This is a genomic window from Paenibacillus xylanexedens (assembly GCF_001908275.1).
Classification (GTDB): domain Bacteria; phylum Bacillota; class Bacilli; order Paenibacillales; family Paenibacillaceae; genus Paenibacillus; species Paenibacillus xylanexedens_A.
In genome coordinates, this window is the sequence record NZ_CP018620.1 from 65,896 (window position 1) to 88,381 (window position 22,486).

General features: G+C 48.5%; 21 protein-coding genes and 1 riboswitch. Of the genes, 2 read left to right on the forward strand and 19 right to left on the reverse strand.

Features of this window, described 5'->3' with window-relative positions; translation table 11 throughout:
- Window positions 1-38: 38 nt before the first annotated feature.
- From BS614_RS00235 to BS614_RS00310, 16 genes are all read right to left on the reverse strand, one after another.
- On the reverse strand, window positions 39-416 hold the full coding sequence (locus tag BS614_RS00235; RefSeq protein ID WP_017691932.1) for an ATP synthase subunit I: 378 nt from the start codon (window positions 414-416) through the stop codon (window positions 39-41).
- On the reverse strand, window positions 409-663 hold the full coding sequence (locus tag BS614_RS00240; protein WP_017691931.1) for an AtpZ/AtpI family protein: 255 nt from the start codon (window positions 661-663) through the stop codon (window positions 409-411). Before BS614_RS00240 ends, BS614_RS00235 begins: the two co-directional genes overlap by 8 nt.
- 185 nt (window positions 664-848) lie before the next feature.
- Complete coding sequence (gene wecB, locus BS614_RS00245) at window positions 849-2,006, reverse strand: non-hydrolyzing UDP-N-acetylglucosamine 2-epimerase (protein ID WP_036667768.1); 1,158 nt, start codon at window positions 2,004-2,006, stop codon at window positions 849-851.
- A 38-nt stretch (window positions 2,007-2,044) separates the two neighbouring features.
- On the reverse strand, window positions 2,045-2,674 hold the full coding sequence (gene upp, locus BS614_RS00250; RefSeq protein WP_017691929.1) for a uracil phosphoribosyltransferase: 630 nt from the start codon (window positions 2,672-2,674) through the stop codon (window positions 2,045-2,047).
- A gap of 429 nt (window positions 2,675-3,103) precedes the next feature.
- Window positions 3,104-4,351, reverse strand: a complete 1,248-nt coding sequence (locus BS614_RS00255; protein ID WP_164783303.1) for a serine hydroxymethyltransferase — start codon at window positions 4,349-4,351, stop codon at window positions 3,104-3,106.
- A gap of 233 nt (window positions 4,352-4,584) precedes the next feature.
- Window positions 4,585-5,178 (reverse strand): TIGR01440 family protein, encoded by a 594-nt coding sequence (locus tag BS614_RS00260; protein WP_074092525.1) that lies wholly within the window; start codon window positions 5,176-5,178, stop codon window positions 4,585-4,587.
- 141 nt (window positions 5,179-5,319) lie between these two features.
- Window positions 5,320-5,401, reverse strand: a riboswitch (ZMP/ZTP riboswitch).
- Between the two features lie 96 nt (window positions 5,402-5,497).
- On the reverse strand, window positions 5,498-6,070 hold the full coding sequence (locus BS614_RS00265) for a low molecular weight protein arginine phosphatase (RefSeq protein WP_036612575.1): 573 nt from the start codon (window positions 6,068-6,070) through the stop codon (window positions 5,498-5,500).
- A gap of 58 nt (window positions 6,071-6,128) precedes the next feature.
- A complete protein-coding gene (locus tag BS614_RS00270; protein ID WP_074092526.1) occupies window positions 6,129-6,689 on the reverse strand; it encodes a manganese efflux pump MntP in 561 nt (186 codons plus the stop codon).
- Between the two features lie 203 nt (window positions 6,690-6,892).
- Window positions 6,893-8,065, reverse strand: a complete 1,173-nt coding sequence (locus BS614_RS00275) for an L-threonylcarbamoyladenylate synthase (protein ID WP_244898236.1) — start codon at window positions 8,063-8,065, stop codon at window positions 6,893-6,895.
- Window positions 8,066-8,534: 469 nt separating this feature from the next.
- Complete coding sequence (spoIIR, locus tag BS614_RS00280; protein ID WP_074092528.1) at window positions 8,535-9,194, reverse strand: stage II sporulation protein R; 660 nt, start codon at window positions 9,192-9,194, stop codon at window positions 8,535-8,537.
- A gap of 769 nt (window positions 9,195-9,963) precedes the next feature.
- Window positions 9,964-11,184 carry an FtsW/RodA/SpoVE family cell cycle protein gene (locus BS614_RS00285; RefSeq protein ID WP_074092529.1) on the reverse strand — a complete coding sequence of 407 codons (1,221 nt, stop codon included), beginning with the start codon at window positions 11,182-11,184 and terminating at the stop codon, window positions 9,964-9,966.
- Between the two features lie 267 nt (window positions 11,185-11,451).
- Complete coding sequence (locus BS614_RS00290; protein ID WP_074092530.1) at window positions 11,452-12,672, reverse strand: FtsW/RodA/SpoVE family cell cycle protein; 1,221 nt, start codon at window positions 12,670-12,672, stop codon at window positions 11,452-11,454.
- Window positions 12,673-12,757: 85 nt separating this feature from the next.
- The gene (gene prmC / locus BS614_RS00295; protein ID WP_084174845.1) at window positions 12,758-13,642 is read right to left on the reverse strand and encodes a peptide chain release factor N(5)-glutamine methyltransferase; all 885 of its coding nucleotides are present in this window, start codon (window positions 13,640-13,642) and stop codon (window positions 12,758-12,760) included.
- 24 nt (window positions 13,643-13,666) lie between these two features.
- Entirely contained in the window at window positions 13,667-14,734 is a 1,068-nt protein-coding gene (prfA, locus tag BS614_RS00300) for a peptide chain release factor 1 (protein WP_017691918.1), read from the reverse strand.
- 638 nt (window positions 14,735-15,372) lie between these two features.
- Entirely contained in the window at window positions 15,373-16,473 is a 1,101-nt protein-coding gene (gene ychF, locus BS614_RS00305) for a redox-regulated ATPase YchF (RefSeq protein WP_074092532.1), read from the reverse strand.
- Between the two features lie 192 nt (window positions 16,474-16,665).
- Window positions 16,666-17,136, reverse strand: coding sequence for a GNAT family N-acetyltransferase (locus BS614_RS00310; RefSeq protein WP_244898237.1), 471 nt, complete (start codon window positions 17,134-17,136; stop codon window positions 16,666-16,668).
- A gap of 213 nt (window positions 17,137-17,349) precedes the next feature.
- Between BS614_RS00310 and BS614_RS00315 the strand changes: the two genes are divergently transcribed.
- Together BS614_RS00315 and BS614_RS00320 are read left to right on the forward strand one after the other, a co-directional pair.
- Window positions 17,350-17,784 (forward strand): hypothetical protein, encoded by a 435-nt coding sequence (locus BS614_RS00315; protein ID WP_074092533.1) that lies wholly within the window; start codon window positions 17,350-17,352, stop codon window positions 17,782-17,784.
- A gap of 70 nt (window positions 17,785-17,854) precedes the next feature.
- Window positions 17,855-18,307 (forward strand): hypothetical protein, encoded by a 453-nt coding sequence (locus tag BS614_RS00320; protein ID WP_074092534.1) that lies wholly within the window; start codon window positions 17,855-17,857, stop codon window positions 18,305-18,307.
- 150 nt (window positions 18,308-18,457) lie between these two features.
- On the opposite strand, the gene fni is transcribed toward BS614_RS00320, so the two are convergent.
- From fni to BS614_RS00335, 3 genes are all read right to left on the reverse strand, one after another.
- Complete coding sequence (gene fni / locus BS614_RS00325) at window positions 18,458-19,525, reverse strand: type 2 isopentenyl-diphosphate Delta-isomerase (RefSeq protein ID WP_074092535.1); 1,068 nt, start codon at window positions 19,523-19,525, stop codon at window positions 18,458-18,460.
- Between the two features lie 333 nt (window positions 19,526-19,858).
- Complete coding sequence (locus tag BS614_RS00330; RefSeq protein ID WP_074092536.1) at window positions 19,859-21,340, reverse strand: phytoene desaturase family protein; 1,482 nt, start codon at window positions 21,338-21,340, stop codon at window positions 19,859-19,861.
- A complete protein-coding gene (locus BS614_RS00335; protein ID WP_074092537.1) occupies window positions 21,337-22,485 on the reverse strand; it encodes a glycosyltransferase family 2 protein in 1,149 nt (382 codons plus the stop codon). Before BS614_RS00335 ends, BS614_RS00330 begins: the two co-directional genes overlap by 4 nt.
- Between the last annotated feature and the right edge of the window lies 1 nt (window position 22,486).

Below are 22,486 nucleotides of genomic sequence, written 5' to 3' on the forward strand. Positions count from 1 at the left end.
TCACCCCTTTCTCGACTTGAAAGCTGCAGCCCTTAACATCATTCTGCTCTGCGGGAATAGACAATCCCTATAATCAATAAGGAATATTGTGCAATGACGAGACCGCCTGCAACCGCATATGTATTGAAGTACTGCGGAAAGCGCATCGATATGAATATACCGAGCACAGCGAATGCCGCTCTTGTCAAAAATCCCAAGTTGACACGCTTCAAGTTACCTTCTGCCGCATCATCAGACATTTTCCTTACTTTGTAGCCCAGGTAAAATGCATTGATCCAGCTAACTCCTGTACCCAGGGCCAGTCCCAAAGCAATTGTCTCCACACGTGGCATAAAGGCCGCTGCGAGAAAACAAATCATAAGAAAGTACATGACGAAAACAGTCATCGATCTGCGGTATCTGGTTAGTTCACTCATCACTTTCCCCCATGATTTTTTTCGCGATAAAGTAGATGCTTACACCGCCTGCCGCAAGAAAAAAGAGAACGCTTACGGCGATCCATATTCCGTTACCTCCGATGGTCTTGTCCAACCAGGAGCCAGCGTAATATCCGGCAACAGCGAGAATGGCAATCTCGATCCCAAAAGCTGTCACGAGTCCCATCGCTTTCCATACATTATCGTCATGGTTACGGGATGAATTTGGTTTGTTCGAATCGGCCATTTTCCACGCCACCCTTGCAATCCCAGTTAATTTTACTGAATGATGAGAGCCTTTGTCAATTGAATGATTTTAGCGTTTTAAAGGGGAAAACGACGGGAATACAGACCCTCAAAGCCCATAAACCCGCGTAAACCGTACAGTTTAACTGTATGCTTGCCCTTTATAAATCCGTCAGAAAAAATGTATTATTTTTTGAATTTTCTGTGAAATGATTCCGGACGCTCACTATTTACACCGAAATGATGCAAAATCGCATTGACAATTCTTTCCGAAGCATGTCCATCACCGTATGGATTGGCAGCCTGGCTCATGCTTGCATACAGGGTTTTGTCTGTAAGCAGAGCTTTGGTCCGTTCATACACACGTTCCTCTTCGGTACCTACCAATTCCAGCGTTCCGGCTTCAATACCTTCCGGGCGTTCTGTTGTATCGCGCAATACGAGCACAGGCACACCAAACGAAGGTGCTTCTTCCTGCAAACCGCCTGAATCGGTCAAAATCAAGTGAGTGTGCGGGTAAAAGTTATGCAAATCCACCACGTCTAGTGGATCAATTAATTGAATACGGGGATGATTCCCCAAGATCGCGTGAGCCGGCTCCTTCACAGCAGGACTTGGATGCACCGGGTACACGATGGCAATATCTTCGAATTCGTCGGCAATCCGTTTGACGGCCTGGAAAATGTTGCGGTGAGGCTCGCCTTGAGATTCACGGCGATGAGCTGTCATCAGCACAAGGCGTTTGCCTTGGGCCCAATCAAGTACCGGGTGTGTGTAGTCCTCCCGTACAGTATATTGAAACACATCTGTTACCGTGTTGCCTGTGACGTACGTACTAGACTCCGATTTATTTTCTTTGGCAAGATTGGAAGAAGACCAATCCGTAGGCGCAAAGTGTAGATCAGCCAGTACTCCCGTCAGCTGACGGTTCATCTCTTCCGGATATGGAGACAGCTTGTTCCACGTCCGCAGCCCCGCTTCCACATGTCCTACCTGAATCTGTTGCAAGAATGCTGCATAGCTCGCTACGAAGGTAGTTAATGTATCCCCGTGAACCAGTACAATATCCGGCTTAGCTTCAGCTAACACTGGCTCCAGACCGCCAAGCACACGAATTGTAATTTCATTCAATGTCTGACGGTCTTTCATTACATCCAGATCATAATCGGGATGAATGTCGAAAACTTCAAGTACCTGATCCAACATCTGGCGATGCTGCGCAGTTACGCAAACAATAGATTCAATAGACTCAGGGTGTTTCTGCAATTCCAAAATAAGCGGAGCCATCTTGATGGCTTCCGGACGCACCCCGAAGATCGTCATGACTTTAATTTTGTTGGACATTCGAGCAAAGCCCCTTTTCTACTCCGCATGCAATATGCTTATTTAGTGCCGTATAGACGGTCTCCTGCATCTCCAAGCCCTGGAACGATATAACCATGATCATCCAGACGGTCGTCCAATGCTGCTACATAGATGTCCACATCGGGATGTGCATCTTGCACAGCTTTTACGCCTTCCGGTGCTGCAACCAGATTCATCATTTTGATTTGGGTACAGCCACGTTTTTTGAGCACGTCAATAGCTGCAATTGCCGAACCACCAGTTGCCAGCATCGGATCAATTACAATCAATTGACGCTCTGTTACGTCTGTAGGCAGTTTGGTGTAGTATTCTACCGGTTGCAGTGTTTCCGGGTCACGGAACAGACCAACATGTCCAACTTTTGCTGCTGGCAACAATTTCACAACGCCATCCAGCATTCCGAGTCCTGCGCGCAGAATCGGCACCAGTCCGAGCATACGTCCAGAGATGACTTTACCTTGTGTTGCAGCTACAGGTGTCTGTACATCAATCGTTTCCAGTTCAACATCTCTTGTAATCTCATAAGCCATCAACGTTGCTACTTCATCCACCAATTCACGAAAATCTTTCGTATTCGTACGCATGTCGCGTATAAACGTCAGTTTGTGTTGAATCAAAGGGTGATCACATATTACTAATTTTCCCATCTAATTTGTCCCTCCGGTAAGTTCTTCATGTTCAGCATTTCCAAATATACCTAGCCACCATTCATGGGCTCGATAAATCCTGTATATTATATCATCACCAACAACGAATTACACCATCAAAGGGCACCCAATCATTACAGATTACCGAATCCTATAAAAAACAGGACCGGAAAATGATCCATCCGGTCCTGTTTTGCTCATGCTGTTATGTCGTTGAGTATGTTCAAAAACGTGTAAACACTGATGATGCTCCGCAAACCGAATGACCTTCCGATCGCTGTTATCCCAGGATTTTTTTGAACCACTTTAATAAGGGGTAAAATCCAGTGATAAAGGCGAGCGCTACGCTTCTTCAGGTTCTTTCGGTTTGCTCCGTCTGCGTGTGTACATTAAGAACACTCAAATACAAACAGCATGAGCAAAGTTTTTTTAGTATTTAAGATCTGTATAGAGCGGGAATTGGTCTGTCAGTGCAGTCACTTCTGCACGAGCTTCATCCAGCTTCGCCGTATCTTTTGGATTTTTCAGCGTTTTAGCGATGATCTTACCGATCGCTACCATAGCTTCTTCGTTCATGCCACGGGAAGTTGCAGCAGGTGTACCAATTCGAATACCACTCGTTACAAACGGGCTTGTAGGGTCGAATGGAATTGCATTTTTGTTCACGGTAATACCGATGGAGTCAAGCACATGCTCAGCTTCCTTACCTGTGATGTTCACACTGCGTGTGTCGATCAGCATCAAGTGGTTATCTGTACCACCGGATACAATGTTCAATCCTTCAGCGATCAGTGTTTCAGCCAGAACCTGTGCGTTTTTCACGACATTCTCTGCATACGTTTTGAAAGATGGTTGCAAAGCTTCACCGAATGCTACCGCTTTGGAAGCGATCACGTGCATCAGAGGTCCACCTTGGGAACCAGGGAATACGGCTTTATCAATCGCTGCTGCCCATGCTTTGCGGCACAGAATCATACCACCACGAGGTCCACGCAGCGTTTTGTGTGTAGTTGTTGTAACGAAATGCGCATGTGGAACCGGGTTTGGATGCAAACCAGCAGCAACCAGTCCTGCGATGTGAGCCATGTCCACCATGAACAAAGCGCCTACATCATTGGCGATGGAAGCCAGCTTTTCAAAATCAATGGTACGCGGATATGCACTTGCACCTGCAACGATCAGACGAGGACGGTGTTTGAAAGCCGCTTTGCGTACTTCATCATAATCAATCAGGAATGTATCTTCCTGTACGCCGTATGCTACAAAGTTGTACAGCAAACCAGATGCGTTAACCGGGCTACCGTGTGTGAGGTGTCCACCATGGGCAAGGTTCATACCAAGTACAGTATCACCAGGTTTCAACGCTGCAAGATAAACTGCCATGTTCGCTTGTGCACCGGAGTGAGGTTGAACATTCACGTGTTCTGCTCCGAACAATTCTTTTGCACGATCACGCGCGATGTCTTCAACGATGTCCACATGCTCACAACCGCCATAGTAACGTTTACCTGGATATCCTTCAGCGTACTTGTTGGTCAGAACAGATCCCATTGCTTCGATTACTGCTTCACTTACGATGTTCTCGGATGCGATCAGTTCGATGTTGTTCTGTTGACGTTTCAGTTCAAGATTCATCGCTTCCAGTACTGCCGGGTCATTCTTGCGCAATTGTTCCATGATTAAATTCCTCCCAGTTATAAGTGAAGTTATAAAGCGAAACTACAGTGGTTACACTCCTGACTTCGATTGCATCACCATCTTCCGATCGCTGTTATCCCCGGATTTTTCTGAAATCCCTTATAATAAGGGGAAAATCCGGGGATAAAGGCGAACGCTTCGCTTCTTCAGATTGGTGTTGCACTCTCCGTTTTCGTGTAAAGTCTAATTTAGCTTTATATTGGTTGAAGATATCAGTCACATAATGTCGAATCTGGTTGTTCTTCCATACGATACACCGCGCGTTCGCCGCCAATCAACTTCGGACGGGTCAACGCTGTGGTTACACGAGCATCTCCAACATAGCGGAGCGCTGTACGATAGGGTACGGCTACATGCCGGAGATGCATCCCAATCATCGTCTCCCCAATGTCCAGTCCCGCATGGGCCTGCACATGTTCAGCCAGACATGGATCGGTCAGCGAACGATATGCTGCGGATGCCATTGAACCTCCGGCCTTGGGCACGGGTATAGCACCAACCTCGGTCAATCCAAGACGAGTAAGCACAGAACGTTCCATTACCAGCGCACGGTTCAGATGCTCACAACATTGGAATACCGTGTCAAAACCGAATTCCTCCTGCACCTCGCGTATACCCGCAAGAAGCTGCTGCGCCACTTCAATGGCACCACTCGTACCAATCCGAGCGCCTGCGACTTCACTTGTGCTTGTACCGATCACAACGATCTGTCCAGGCCCAAGCTGTCCGGCAAGCGCCAGTTCATGCAGAATAGACGCGGTCTGTTCCTGCAATCCGGGTTGTTCCGAATCTAACTCTATAGTCATCCTATTATCGCCTCCCGATAAAATCATGCCCGCTGTCTCTTGGCTGTCCTTCGTATTCTTGCACGGCATCTCAGGTACTATTATAGCGAATAATCAGATGAAAGACGAAAAAAAGAGCAGTCTGCGGGTAACGCAGACTTGCTCTTTTGCCCAGGCGACCGGCCGTTTGTTCCGGTGCTCCATCGTGGTTATGCCCACTTCGTCGCCAGTTACACCGGATCCCTGTTTTCCCCTTCATCATAAAACAACCCGCGACTAAAATCAACGGTTAATTTACATCACGTGTCCTATTTGTATAACCTGCCTCGCAGGATCAGAATTATCCCAGCTTATCCAAAAGCCGGTCCAATGCCGTCCGAATCTCAGCTGCAGCTATATTGTAATCATCACGACTTCCCCCAAACGGATCGGAGATGTCGAAACTTGGAATTCGTTGTCTAATCTCAATGGCTCGCTCACGCTCCGATGCCAGGATCTCTTGGCCAAGGGCACGTTTCATCTCAAGCGTTGCAAACAGGCTGTCCAACTCCTGAACATCACTTAATACCTGTTCATCATCCTCCACATATTCTTTCAATGTATAGGTTTTGTGGACTGAATCGGGAAAAACCTGCATGACATGCTGCTTATGACTCCGTGTTAATGTAAGAACCAGATCGGCCCAACCTACCAGGTTAGAGCTAAGCTGTGTGGAATGAGGTGGACCTTCAACGTTATGATCTCTCAAAACCGCTTCAGCATGTCGGGAGATCGGCATACCCGACGTTGCTGCCACACCTGCGGAGCGAACCTCTACCTGAATGCCACGCTCCGATGCCAGTTTTCGCAAAAGCCCCTCTGCCATGGGGCTGCGGCACGTATTTCCTGTACATACGAATAAAATATGTTTCATTGTGTTAGCCTCCCCATTTTACATATGATGCGAATGATATGATATCTCAAGTTTTATTCTAAAATATAAACAAAAGTCCAAACGCAAGCAAGATTGCGCCACCAATGGCTTCGCCGTAATCCCCGAGATTCTGGCTCACCCGACGGCCTAATAGCAGACCCATAACCGACATCACCCCGCCACAAACACCGAAAGCAAGTACAGTTAAGATCAGATCACTGCTAAACATCCCTAAGGAAACGCCAACGGAGAATGAATCCACACTTACGCTGAGGGAGAACAAAACAACGCCGAGCAAGGAACGGTGGTCCACCAGCTTGGTATCTCCTTCGCGGAATGCATTCAGAATCATATGACCACCCAGCAAAACAAGCAATCCACCTGCCGCATACGTCGTAATGTCACCGAGCAGGGAGCTGACGTATTTGCCCATATACATGCCGATGAGCGGCATGATGATATGAAATAACGCCGTTACTGTACTGATTCGCAATACATCCCGCAGCCGAATGCCCTTCATGCCAATTCCGATCCCGAGTGAAAACGCATCGAGGCCAAGCGCAACAGCCATGATCAAAATGGTTACCAACTGCCCTACATGGGCAGACACATCCCACATCCCCATACCCCCAAGTCACGTAAAGGTTCTTGTACACGATATGCGGACAAGAACCTAAACATGACCGATGAAAGGCAAACGGCGACGGATCTACTCGATATCCATGGTGCATAAAGCTAGATTGGCGTGAAAGTGGATATGGTGGTTTATTGATTGTTTTGAAAAACAGTACGTAGCTCTCCTGACTGTATGATCAGGAGAGGTTATGAGGGTTGCTGGTTGCCAACTTGTATGAGTTGGTTCCCCGCAGCCTTGAGCAGCCGATTCATGACGGCTGCTCCCAGCCCTTCGCGTGAGCAGGCTTCAGCCACAATATATGTGGCGCCTTGCTCATCGCAGCTGCGCAGCGCGGCATATAGCCGACGCGCTGCTTCTTCCAGCTCGCTGGCGTCACCCAGCGAGAACACGGCATCAGCGCGGTACTGCTCCGCGTGCTCGGCGAACGCCAGCACAGCGGTGCGCTCTCCGCGCTGCGCCGCCTCTGCGAGGGCGGCGCTGATCCAGACCGCCACCGCTGCGGGCGGCCCCTCCACCACGCACAGCGCCCCTGCGGGTGCGTAGTGCGTGTACTTCATGCCCGGCGAGCGCGGCGCCGGGCTGCCCACGCCATCGGCCCCCTCCGCGAGTAGCGCGGGGTCCGTGGCGACACGGGCGGCAACGGCGGACAGTTGTTCCGCCGTAATGCCGCCAGGGCGCAGGATGGTGACGGTACCGTCGTCACCGACCTGCACAACCGTGGACTCGACGCCCACCCCGGTGGGGCCGCCGTCCACAATGCCGCCGATGCGGCCATCCAGATCCTCGCGCACATGGGCTGCGAGTGTCGGGCTTGGCCGCCCGGAGCGGTTGGCGCTTGGCGCAGCCACAGGGCATGCCGCCGCCGCGATCAACTGCAAGGCCACCGGATGGTCCGGCATGCGCACGGCCACCGTGTCCAGACCGGCGGTGACACGTGGGGACACCGCCCCCGGCCTAACCGGCAGCACCAGCGTCAGTGGTCCCGGCCAGAAGGCCGCCATCAGCGCTTCCGCCGTTTCATTCACTTCCGTGACCAGCGCATCCAACTGGTCACGGTGCGCGATATGCACAATCAGTGGATTGTCGGAAGGTCGGCCTTTGGCGACAAATACAGCCTCCACGGCTGCTGTGCTACGTGCATCTGCACCCAAGCCATAGACCGTCTCGGTCGGAAAGGCCACCGTCTGACCTTGACGAATGCAGGCTGCGGCAGCCTGCAAGTCGGCGAGCGCCTGTTGATCGGCGCTCCCCTTTTTCACATCCAATAATTCAATATTACCCAATCCGTGATCGTTCTCAGCGCTCACCAAGACACGTACATCCCACATCTCGGTGACCAGCTCTCCCGGAGCTTTCATATCACGTTCTTCTCTACCATCCCTCATCTCAGAGGTGTGTTGCACTGGTTCGTTTTCTCTGCTCATATATCATCATTCCTAAACTTCAAGTAGGTTAGTTCATATCCATATTCAATATAAGAGGTTGTTCAAAAAGTACGCTTTTGATTACGATAGATGCCTAGCAGCATCATCAACGTCGAATATGAAATTCAGCCGAAATAAGCGGGAGGCTTACGAAGTATGTTTCCGAAGGAACCATTTTGGTTGCTCACATAGTTTACCTACGCTCCGCTACTCCATTTCTAGCTTCATTCCATCTTCTTGGTACTGAAAACCAGACTTTTTGAACACGCACTATAAGTAATTATAACATACCTGTCCCAACTCGGATGCCCTTCATACTTCGCTCGGAATTTCACCACTAATTCATATTAAAAGGGCAGCTCCCTGAATCGAAGTCGCCCTCTACTGTATTATAAATACGTTGTTATGCGAACAAACCAGTCACCCAACTCCATAGTTTCACAGCCATATCCCACAGAAAGAATCTCGCTTCCGGTGTGTCTCCCTGCACAGATGCCTCTACATCTCCTGGTTCAGCCGCTGCGGCTGATACGGTTGAAGGTTTCGCCAGTGCATCCCCGGTCCCTGCATCAATGAAGCACAACGGCGGGAACAACACACACCACCAGTTCTGACCTTTGCCTTCCCCCAGCGTGATCCGAACCGCTTCATAATCTCCGGCAGGATAGACGGTACCCCCATACAGCTTGGTCGGGAACGGAACGGAACCCAGCTCCACCTGATACTCATAATTTAAACCGCGACTGGCCAACTCTTCTCCTACTCTATTCTCAATCTCGGACAAATGGTCACGAATAACCTTGCGCGCTTCATCCAGACTTTGCGGATTCTCCAGTTCGGCTACCCACTCGCCCATCTGAGCAACGACAGCATCCCGAATCTCGCGTTTCACCAATTGATCTCCCGGTGCATCCGAGTTTGCTAGAATACGCAAGCGAATCGATTGTTCTGGAATTGCTGTGGCCGCCACAGCTGCATCCGTTTTCTGACCTTCCCACATCATGATAATCATCATAAGACATACAATAATAAGTCCAATTTGCTTTACAATTCGTCTGCTCATTCCGTTCTCCCCCTCGGCTCTCTGATCACGCTACCTGCAACTCTCTCATGTCTATCAGTATGCCCGGTAGAGACGGAAGTAAACCTAGCATTTGTAAAAAATCTACTAGAGGTTGTTCAAAAAGCCTCATCCCATCTTCTCGGTACTGAAAACCCAACTTTTTGAACACGTACTACTAGAATGTTTGTTCAAAACCAGGCAAGTTATACGATGACAAAATACAGCGTCCAAGAAGCCTTGAAGAGTGTACTGGCGACCCTAGGCGAATAACTCTCGCGAATGACCAGTCGATGCTCTAAGGAACCGAGGACGTCTTATTTGCCCTTCAGGTCTTCTTTTGAAATTGTAAGGAACATGAGGCACGTTATTCCCCAAAGTTATCTGATCAACACGCTACAAAAGGCTGTTTATGCTGATATAACGTGTCTCAGATTCCTTAGTTTTCTCCAGACACTTCAAATCCCCGAATAAGACGTGTGTGGTTCGTTAGCTCCTAACACCACCTAACTCTTAACTCCTAACAGCTGGCACCTGAAGCTCCACACCATGCCGACACTCTATTCCCAACTCTTTCAGGTGCGCCTCAGCCTACAGTTGGCTCGAAGACACCTATGCATTGCTTCTTTCATCTCTCATTCACACTTTCTCACCCATCATGTTAAAAAGGCTGATCCGCACCTGGTTACAGGGCAAATCAACCTCTTTATTCCTACGAACGATCACGTTATACGTCCCACCGCTTTACTTTTCACCTACACCGACTCAACAGTTACACAGCACTTTTTTCTTTCTTGAGCATATTCCATAAACGTTCCGATAACCGGGGTTGCTGCTCCCCCATCAGAAGTTCATCCTCCTCTTCTTGCCCGTACAACTTAATGCTCATGACCACCCCAATACAAGCCATATTAATAAGCAAAGAGGTACCGCCGTAACTGATGAACGGTAACGTAATACCTGTGAGTGGCATCAGTCCGAGGAACGCCCCCACGTTCTCAAACACCTGATACAACAACATTCCGATAATACCTACAATGATGACGGGTCCCGCGCGATCTCTGCATGCCAGAGCAATCAGCACCATGCGGTGGATCAGGATAAAGTACAACAGAATCAGTACGGATGCACCGACAAACCCAAACTCCTCTGCGATCACAACAAAAATGGAATCAGAATACGTATAGGGGACTCGTCCACTCTGAACGGATGTTCCTTGCAGATAACCTTTGCCGATGATGCCCCCTGAACCAATGGCTAAACCTGCATTTTTCGTATGCCAAGAAGCCTTTGAGGTAGCCTTTTCCGGTACAAGCCAGGGATCAATACGCTCTGCCCAATGCTCACGTTTTATCTTTTCAAGAAAAGTAAATACTTCATCATGGTAGAAGGTATAGGCTTTAACAAAGCCAAAGAACGCCACTCCCACAATCGCCAGTGCAATCAATGCGTGCTTCAGCCTCATATTTCCGATCCAGAATACCGCAGCCAGAATCACCACATACCCCAGCGCATTTCCCAAATCATTCTGAGCCATAACAAGGGCAAACGGAATAAACGCCCAGCAGCCAATCGGCACAATATCTCTCCAAAATTTCAGTGTGCCTCGTTGTCTCTTCACGATCAAATGGGCGAGAAATAGAATCAGAATCATCTTGAACAGTTCTGCCGGTTGAAAAGAAAAGTTTTCGCCCAGCTTCAGCCAGCCGTTAGCATTATTGATCGAACTGCCCAGGACATTAGCCAGGATCAGCAATATAATTCCCAAGCCATACAAATAAAACGCATATTTCACGTATAACTTGTAATTCACAAGCCCGATCACAAGCACCGCAATGAACCCGGCCACATAAAAATAAATCGTTTTGACATGATGATTCGCCAATTTGGCATCTGTCTGCGTTCCGCTATAAATCGCAAATACACTAATAATCATGAGCAACAGCATTACAAAAAGAATCACACCGTCCATCTTCTTCAGCATTCTCAACATGACGCCGTCCATCCCCCTGAAATCTAGCATTCTATCATTTCCAATTGAACTCAATATTACCATTGTATATAATTGGATAATAAAATGGAAATCTAGATGGCTTCAGGTTAAAAAGTGAACTATTCAATTGCCTGAATTACACCGTAAAAACATTAAAAACCCCAAAACGTCCACCCCAATGTAACTTGGGTTGGTCTGTTCCAGGGTTTAATAGTTATATCGTTATTTACGCTTATACACATATATCTTACGTTCTGTTCACGAGAGTTATTGCTCTTGCTGCGACGGCTTCCGTCTGAACAACTTCATGACCATCTCAGTGATACTGAGTTGTTCTGACGAACCCAGGATATCTTCATTTTCTTCCGTATGAACTTTAATACTCATGACAACACCCATACTAAGCATGTTGAGCACAAGAGAGGTACCGCCGAAACTGATAAATGGAAGTGTGATCCCTGTTAATGGCATCAGACCGATAAACGGACCAATATTAACAAAAATCTGATAGAGCAGCATCGAAATAATACCTACAATCAGGTACGGCCCAGCCCGATCTTTGCACTCCAGTGCGATCAACACCAGCCTGTGAATCAGAATAAAGTAGAGCAGTAACAATACCGATGCTCCAACAAAACCGAATTCTTCACCAATCTGCACAAAGATGGAATCCGCATATGCGAGCGGTACTCGATTGGACTGGATTGTCGTACCTTCGAGATACCCCTTACCACTGATTCCTCCGGAACCGATGGCTAACTTGGCATTATAGGTCTGCCACAATACATCTCTGGATGTCTGTTCTGGCACGAGCCAAGGGTCAAACCGCTCAGCCCAGTGAGCACGTCCAATATCTTTGAGGAAATTGGCAACTTCATCATGATAATGAATATAGGCCTGTGTTCCACCAATAAAAGCAGCAACAGCAATCACGAAACCAATCAGTGCATGGCTGAATTTCACATTGCCAATCCACAACAGACCGACAAGAATGACTACATAACTCAAAGCATTCCCCAAGTCATTTTGAAGCAGAACCAACAACAAAGGAGGCAAAACGCACAGTGCGATCGGAATGACATCACGCCCGAAGAATAAGGGTCTGTTTTTCTTTCTCGCAAGCAGAGCAGACAGGAAAACGATTAAACACAGCTTAAATAATTCCGCAGGTTGCAAACTCAGGCCAAATATGGATAACCAGCCTTGGGCTCCATAATACGTAACACCGAAAAAGTTAACGATAACGAGTAGCAGTAAGCCCACACCGTAGATATATAAATAGTTTTTGATGATCACTTTATAGTTAATCATGGACATTCCGAAGAATACGATGAAACCTATAATATAGAAAATCCCTGCCTTTTGAGGGTAGGATTCCCATCTTGGACGACCAAACGTTGTACTGTAAATCGACAAAATACTGATACCCATCAGAATAACGAGTATAAAGACAATAGAATAGTCTATCTTTTTAAATTTGTGCAGCATGTAATTATGTTCCCCCAAGCATTCAGAAATCTTCGGTATATCTCATTGTAGAGGATTTCACGGCAAAAAGAAAACCCGCGGAACCTTACATTTTCGTCACCTGTTCCGAAGTACGAACACCCAGGACATGCCGCTCGATTCCGGCAAGGTCCGGTACAATGATAATTTCCGGCCAATGTCCCGCCGATTCAAGCAGAGCTGCGATGTCGCGAGCCTGCCCTTGGCCCAGCTCAAAACCAATGATCTGCGGCGGCGCAGGCAACAGCGCCAACTGCTCCAGCATGATACGGTACGGTGCAAGCCCGTCCGGACCGCCGTCCAATGCCATGCGCGGCTCATGATCGCGCACCTCTTGCTGTAACCCGGCGATATCTGCCGCCGGGATGTAGGGCGGGTTGGACACCAGGATGTCCACCCGTGCCCCGGCGAACGGGGCCAGAAGATCGCCTTCACGGAAGTCGATCTGTACGCCGTTCGCGGCCGCGTTCCGCGCGGCCACTTGCAGGGCAGCCGCCGAGAGATCCCCGGCGCCGACCTGCCAGCGCGGGCGCAGTGAAGCCATCGTCACCGCGATGGCGCCACTGCCCGTGCCGATATCGACGGCGAGCGGAGCGCCGTCGGGAAACACGCGGTCGGCTTCGCGCAGCACAGCCTCGACCAACAGCTCGGTCTCCGGCCGTGGAATCAGCACGGCCGGCGTGACCTCGAACGGCAGCCCATAGAATTCCTGGCTGCCGATAATGTATTGCGCCGGCTCACCCGCAGCCTTGCGCGTGACGGCGTCCTCCCAGCGGCTGCGATGCTCGCTGGGAAAAGGCTCCGGCTGCATCATGTAATACGCGGCGCCATAAACGCCGAGTACATGTTTCAACAGCAGCCGGGCATTGTTTTGCGGCTCGTACACGCCGCACTTCTCCAAAAAAGAGGAAGCCTCCACGAAGGCTTCCCGACAGCTCTGTTCCGGCGTCATGACAAACTGCGCGCGGGTCACAGATTATTCTCCTCTATCCATCAACTCGGTCTGCTGAGCAATTGTCAGTGCAGACAAGATATCTTCAATCTCCCCGTTCATGATCTGATCCAGTTTGTGCATCGTCAGACCGATACGGTGATCCGTCACACGGCTTTGCGGGAAGTTGTACGTACGAATGCGCTCACTACGGTCGCCCGTTCCCACTTTACTTTTCCGCTCAACAGAGATCTTCGCTTCCTCTTCCATACGTTTCATATCGAAAATACGTGTACGCAGAACCTGCAACGCTTTTTCCTTGTTGGAGTTCTGTGATTTTCCATCCTGACATGTCGCCACGATTCCCGTTGGAACGTGTGTTACCCGTACTGCGGATTTCGTGGTATTAACCGATTGTCCACCGGCACCACTGGAACAGAACGTATCCACACGGATGTCTTTGTCATGAATTTCAATATCAAAATCTTCGGCTTCAGGCATAACCGCAACCGTTGAAGTTGATGTATGAATACGTCCGCCGGATTCAGTTGTTGGAATACGCTGCACACGGTGTGCGCCACTTTCGTATTTCATTTTGCTGTATGCCCCACGTCCGTTGATCAGGAAAACAACCTCTTTGAATCCACCGAGATCATTTGTGTTAACGTCCATCAGCTCTACACGCCAGCCTTGTGCATCTGCATAACGTGTGTACATCCGATACAGATCTGCTGCAAACAACGCTGCCTCATCTCCACCAGCTGCTCCGCGAATCTCAACAATAACGTTTTTGTCGTCATTCGGATCTTTTGGCAGCATGAGTACACGAATCAATTCGTCCAATTCCTTCTGGCGAGTGCTCAGTTCGTCAATTTCCATTTTGACCATTTCGCGCATCTCATCATCCAGTTTCTCCCCCTGCATTTCCTTTGCAGCTTCGAGATCCTGACTTACCTGTTTGTATTCATTGTACGCTTCATAAGTTGGTTGCAGATCGGATTGTTCTTTGGAGTATTCCCGCAACTTTTTGTTGTCACTTGCCACATCCGGGTCACACAAAAGCTCGCTCAACTTGTCATAACGGTCGGCTAACGCCTGTAATTTATCCAACATGTATAGTCACCTCACACATTATTTTGTCCATGCAAATATCGTTTTTAATAATTATTTCGGTTTCATTATCCATAACATCTATAATCTATATTCCACAACGCACAGGATTCTCACCGAATCCCCTGACCGCAGCATGTATTCACATTCCTATATGATCGACGTATAACATCGCTACAACGTCATCAAATCCTTTACTTTTAAAGTGAAATCAAGAAATCGCGTACCCTGTATGAAACTCGCTTAAACTCATCTGTTACAGCGCGAATTTTAACGTGGTATACGACTCTTAATTATAGCATATTCTTATGGTTCTGAATAGTAACTGTTCCGCATGCGGATGAACTAATTTTTGGTGCTGCGAAATACAAAATGAAATTGTTGTTCGATGTTGTTCCGAAATGTAAAATAAACAAAAGCCACGATGCGCTAACATCGTGACTTCTCTAACAAAGGCCGGTGGGCGACCACGGCGAATTTCAATCAAACGAATGAAAAACCACCGGATTGCAAGGCAACCAACCTAATCCCGGTGGTTTTTCTTGTTCCTCATCTGCAAAACTCTAAGTCAAAGACCCCACGAACTTCACGAGAAGGTCGCAGGGTCATGTTATTGAATCTACATATAAAGGTGTAACAACTTATACGTTGAAACGGAAGTGCATAACGTCGCCGTCATTTACAACGTACTCTTTACCCTCAAGACGAAGTTGTCCACGCTCTTTGGCACCGTTCATGGAACCCGCTGCAACCAGATCGTCGTAGGAAACCACTTCTGCACGGATGAATCCACGTTCGAAGTCAGTGTGAATGACACCCGCTGCGCCAGGCGCTTTGGTACCTTTGCGGATTGTCCACGCACGAACTTCCTGTACACCTGCTGTGAAGTATGTGTACAGACCGAGCAATTTGTAAGCCGCTTTGATCAACAGGTTCAGACCGGAATCCTCGATACCGAGTTCTTCCAGGAACATTTGTTTATCTTCGCCTTCCAGCTCGGAGATTTCTTCTTCAACCTTCGCACTGATTGGCACCACTTCTGCGTTCTCAGCAGCTGCGAATTCTCTTACTTTTTGCACGTATGCATTGTTCGCCACGTCGCCGATTTCGTCCTCAGCTACATTGGCTGCGTACAGAACAGGCTTCAGGGTAAGCAAGTGCAGATCGCGCACGATCAGAAGCTCATCATCCGTAAGTTCCATGCTGCGTGCCGGCTTGTCATCGTACAGAACAGCCTTCACTCTCTCCAATACTTCTACTTCTTGAGAGGCAGTCTTGTTGCCGCCCTTCATGTTTTTCTTGGAGCGATCGATTTTCTTCTCAACACTCTCGATATCGGCCAGGATCAGCTCCAGATTGATTGTCTGGATGTCGCTTACCGGGTCAATTTTGCCATCGACGTGTGTAATGTTCTCATCTATAAAGCAACGTACCACGTGTACAATCGCATCTACCTCACGAATGTGGGCAAGGAACTTGTTACCGAGACCTTCGCCTTTGCTCGCACCGCGAACAAGACCAGCGATATCTACAAACTCAAACGCCGTTGGTACTGTTTTCTTAGGTACAACGAGTTCTGTCAGTTTGTCCAAACGCTCATCGGGTACTTCAACGATCCCCACGTTAGGGTCAATTGTACAGAACGGATAGTTTGCCGATTCGGCACCTGCTTGTGTAATTGCATTAAACAATGTAGATTTACCAACGTTAGGCAGACCCACGATTCCAGCTTTCAAAGCCATGTATATGACAACTCCTCATTGATTACTTGTTCGGTATGGATAATCCTATACATTATATATGACAAACCTCAAGGCATCAAGGAACTTCGCCAATTCGACCAGAGTCCCTTCCGCTTCCCGAAATCCCCAGTTAATGCGGATAATTCGTTTTGCGCAGATCTTAAGTTTGGCCTAGATTATCCGCTATTAGGTTTACCCTTTGATTTCCTTATACATCGTCAGATCCGTTACCTCATATCCCATCTTCCGATATAGGCTGCTCGCCCGCACATTATGTCCAAACACATGCAAACCAATGCGATCCACGCCAAGACTCAAGGCCGTCTGTTCAAGCGCCTGCATCGTCTCTGTTCCGTATCCCTTACCACGGTGCGCTTCTTCAACCACAATATCCAGCAAAAAAGCATCTTTCCCGCGACGATTATCCGTGATATTAAACCAGATATACCCTACATTGCCGTCCACAGGATGCACCAGATTGTAGAGATACGCTCCGGGTGTGTTCAAGCCTTCTGGCAGATAACGTTCATAAGATTCCTCCGCCAGTTGCTGTGCCTCTTCCTCAGCCCAGGTGCCCACTTCTACTTTTTCCTGTGCAAAATCCTTAATCGATCGAATGCGAAAACTCGCATAATCTTCCTGATTCATTGGAGAAAGTTTCAACTTTTTCCCCTCCTTATTTCGAGTGATCTTGATTATGTATGATCTCTGTGCAGCCCTTTTTGCACTACTAGTATCTTATTGTATCCTTTTCTCCTATTAAGCGCATGAAGTTATTCTGACGATTCGAACTTCAATTTTCATATTTATCCATTTTAATCAAAACTTTTGATCTCTTCTCATCGTTTATACCTCATAGGAAAGGAGTGGATCATATTGAACACACGTCGCCGATTCTCCAAAAAGAAAATTATTATCTTGTCTGTTATCATACTCGGAATCGCCATCGTCGCTTTTATGAGCTTTCTGAATGCAATGGATCCCTTTCGCCACTTAAGGATCACGATCCACAATCAGTCCGACTATGACCTCACCCATATTCAGGCTAGCCTAGTCCAAGGCGACAACTCGTTAAACAACAATGAGAGTGGCTCCACCTACGTATTTGATAAGGATATTCCCAGCGGAGCAAACGTGAAATTCGCCCCGCAGCTGAAACTTTCCGGGGAGGGGGTCGTCTCCTTGGTGTTCACGGACAGTCGCGGAAAAACCTATAACAAAACGGTTTGCGGTTATACGGAATACTTGTCCGGCAATTCCTACGTTACTGTAACCAATGAGAATATCACCGTGAAAGAGGAATGTATGTAATAATTCGACAACACGATTATGTAAGTAATTGAAACATTATTACATAACACTGAATAAGGAGGAAATTACATTGTTATTCAACATAATTTTAGGTGCAGGCGTAGCTTTGTCCATATTACTTTCTGTACATCCAGCTAGTGCTGTTGATTTAGAGGATAGAGTGCAAGATGCTCTTACTACTTCTCCGATCACTATGGAGAACACTGAGGATTCGATTATCAATCCAATGGATGTACAGCTTATCAGACCATTCAATTACAGCAGTTACAATGCGTACGAAAAATCATTCACATTGGTTCCTGACAATGGAGAAGATGCCGATGTTTGGATTCAAAACAATAGTACGGATACTATTTATGCCAAACTTACTGTGGGCAATCTTTCCCCAATTGATATTCCAATCAAGAAAGGGACTCAAAAAACAACAAGAATAGGTGTCATAGGCACAACAAACGTCAAAGTTTATATCTATAGTTCAACAGGTCATAAAATGGATATGAATATCAGTGCCCGACAATTTTAATATTATAAATAGTGTAGAGGATACTTCTTAATGAAGTATCCTCTACACTATTTTTGTTCCAGATTATATAGCAAGCAATATGAGTAGACTCAAAATAGATAGTTAAATAACTCCTAATGAAGTTTATATCATCTTCATTTCAACCCCGGCCTAACGCCGCTCCACCAGACGTGACGTCTGCTTCAAATCATCAATCCGCCCTGCACCAATGCCGAACATGACGGTACGCAACTCGAATTCGACCTGTTCCAACCGCTCATTCAGCGCATCATCGGAAGCTACTGCGGATTCGAGCAGAGATCGACCAAAACCAGCGAGATCCGCACCGAGCGCGAGGGCTTTGGCCGCATCCACGCCAGTGTACAGTCCACCGCTGCCAATCAGGGCACCAGTAGGATTCAGCGCTCGTACTTCCTGAATACACTCTGCTGTGGGAATGCCCCAGTCGGCAAAAGCTTCAGCTGCTGCCCGGCGTACCGGGTTATTGTTGCGGTACTTCTCTACCTGCACCCAGCTTGTGCCCCCTGCTCCGGCTACATCTATGAACGCGACACCCGCTTCATATAAGCGTTGAGCCGTCACGCCATCGATGCCAAAACCTACTTCTTTTACGCCAACAGGTACGTCTAACTCACGACACAAGTTCTCAATCCGCTGAAATAATCCGCTAAAGTTGGTGTTACCTTCCGGCTGAAAAACCTCCTGCAACGTGTTCAGATGAAGCACGAGCATGTCCGCTCCCGCAATATCTACGGCACGCTGGAAATCAGCTGTTGTGAAACCATAGTTCAACTGCACCGCGCCCAGGTTGGCAATGACCGGGATGTCCGGTGCCCAACGGCGGACATCGAAGGTACTCGCCAGTTCCGGCTGTTCCACGGCAGCCCGGATCGAACCTACGCCGAGCGCCCAGCCTCTGGCGTTTGCTACTCGTGCGAGGCGCTCATTGATGGCGCCCGTTGTTTTGCTTCCACCCGTCATCGAACTGATGAGCAAAGGTGTGCGTACTTTTTTGCCAATAAACGAAGTCTCCAGATGCACCTCTTCAAAATCCAGCTCCGGCAGTGGGTGATGGCGAAACGCATACCGCTCCATACCACTGGTTACCCCTTCTCCTGCCACATTCTCCTCAAGACAGAGGCGCACGTGCTCTAGCTTCCGTTCTCCCGTAGCCACTTCGGGAAGCAGCCGTTCGCCGGCTCGCTCTTGTTCATTCATGATGAGACCTCCTATGTGAGAATCGTGCGGATCGACAGGATAACCTGCCCGTTCCTTACTTCTATGTATATACGTCTTTTACAAAAGACAAAAACATTAATCCTATAAGCATTGCAGCTCAGCAGTTTAACTCTATCCAGTATAACGTTCCAAACCATCTATTGAAAGGATGCCCCGACACCAAATGTCTCACTTAAATCTCGGAGCACCACTATTTTATACCTACTCAAAAGCACGGATTATCCGTCGCACCTTCAAAGCTGGTTAGCAGAGACGATGCACACGCACATGGATCAACAGAACACATTTCACTCCATCATCTGCACAACAAACTTATCTCAAAATTTCCGATGCCAATTGCTCACCAACAAGCTGTCCGGACAATGTCACAATCGGGGTTCCGCCGCCGGGATGCGTTGTTCCGCCCACATACCAGAGTCCTTGTACATCTTTACTTCGATTGCCCGGTCGCATGAAGGTCTGCTTCACAGAGTTGGACGAGATGCCATAGATCGACCCTTGATGCGCCAAGGTATCCCGTTCGATATCTCGCGGTGTGTACCGGATCAGCACATCGGATTGGTTCAACCCGGTGATTCCCCGTCCTGCCAATTGTTCCAGCACAAACGCACCGTAACGTTCCGTCTGCTGCTCCCAATTCCATGAATCCGACAAGTAGGGGGCATTGACCAGAATGAATAGATTACTGGCTCCCGCCGGGGCCATGCCTGCTTCCGAATAACCGGAGTAACAGATGTAGATCGTGGGATCGACAGGCATTTTACGGTCACGGAAAATATGGTCAAACTCCAGTTCATACCGTTCCGGGAAGAAAACCGTATGGTGCAGCAATGCATCATATTGTCTTCGCACACCCGCAAGTGTCACAAATCCCGAGATTGATGGCTCATATTTCCGTATGCGGGCATCGCTCATCTCTTTCCGATGTTCCGGTGCGAGCAGCAAGCGATTCACGCTAAGCACATCGCCATTGGCAACCACCTGATCGGCTTCGCGGAAACCTTGATCCGTATCCACGCCAGCCACTTTACCATCTCGGACAACAAACTGCCGGACTTCTGTGCCTGTAATAATTTGTACGCCTTTTTCCTGTGCCAGCCGAGTCATTCCTTCGATCAGTTGATAGGTTCCACCTTTGACCCCGTAGATGCCCACTTCTGCTTCCACATGACCCATCATGGCAAAAATGGAAGGAGACTGATACGGCGATGAGCCCACATAGGTCGCGTACCGTCCGAACATAGCCAGCGTATGCGGATGTTGGAAATACGAGCGCAGCAACTTATCCAGCTTCACCGTTGGCCTCACGCGGAGCAGGCTGCGCAGCATCTGAAGATTGTATTTGTCAGAAGGAGACAGCAGCAACTTACCCAGAAAATGACGATTGGCTTCCGCATATAGCGCGGCAGATTCATCCATAAACGCATCATAACGAGCTGCATCCTCCGGACTGTACGCAGCGATCTGCTCCTTCATCCACCCGCGATTACCTGACAAATCTACCACTGTGCCATCTGCAAATATATTACGCGTGCGCGGCTCTAACTCATATAACTGTACGTAATCTTCCATTGCTACTCCAGCATGGTCGAAGACTGAACGAAAGGTCGATGGCATCGTGATCGTGCTCGGTCCACGGTCAAAATGATACCCGTCCCGCTCAATCTGCTGCAGCTTGCCACCTACGTGTTGCTGCCGTTCCAGAATGGTCACCTGCACACCTTGTGAAGCCAGTCGTATCGCACACGACAGACCTCCGAATCCTGCTCCGATAATAATGACGTTACCTCTCAACTGTACCGCCTACCTTTCCATACATACCCCTTGCCGGAGCGGCCTGCCTGCCAGGAAGCAAGTCCGATGGCAATGACACAGGCCATGCTGACCGGTTGCAGAAGGGCAAGCCACCACGGTTGTCCGCCAGTATGATCCGCTACTCTTTTCACAGCCACACCTAATAATGTTCCCAACAGTCCATACAGAATGGACATCGAACTGCCCATAAGGAGTCCAAAAATCAAGCCTAGCGGGGGCACAATATACATCAGTGTATACATTAACATCGTGCCAAGCAGCAGCACGTCTTTGCGCCCCATACCTTCGTACATGTTTTTCTTATATCCGTTCCATACTTCTGCACCGTTCTGATACATGCGGGTATTCGTTACGTCATGCACGTCGGTCAGCATCACCGGATGACCTGCACGCTTGACTGCTTTGGCGAGACTCATATCATCCACCAGATGCGCCTGAATGGCAGCATGACCGCCGGATGCTTCGTAACTGGAGCGATGAATCAGCAAAAAAGCCCCCGTAGCGGCCACAAACATCGGACTGGATGATCTGCGTATCATAAAAATGGGCAGATGACTGATGATGGTGAAGACCATCATCGGTACGACAAGCTTTTCCATCCATGTCTTTGTTACCTGATAAGGAAAACCCGTTACCAGACCCCCGCTCTGCTCACATCCTGCCGCGAGAGTCTGCCGAATGGCACTTGGCTCCAGACGCACATCCGCATCCACGAACATATACCATTCTCCCTCGGCCTCCTGAGCCAGCCTGTGACACGCATGGGATTTCCCCATCCAGCCTTCGGGAAGATCAATGCCATGCAGCAAACGCACACGTGCATCGCGATCTGCAATCGCTTGTACCATGGCCGCTGTCTCATCTTCAGAGCGATCATCCAGCACCAATACTTCCATCTGGAATCCTGATGTATCGCTCGCGAGCACACTTTCCAGACATCCTTCGATATGTAGTCTTTCATTTCTGGCTGGAATCAGCACCGAGACCAGCAGGTCTGGTGGTTGTATTCGGTCTGCTCGGAATGAACGCACTTTGGGCAGACAGGAGACGTTCCATAGAGCGAACAGCAACTGTATGCCCAATATGCAGGTAAGCACAATCCAGAAGATTTCAGATGCATTCATG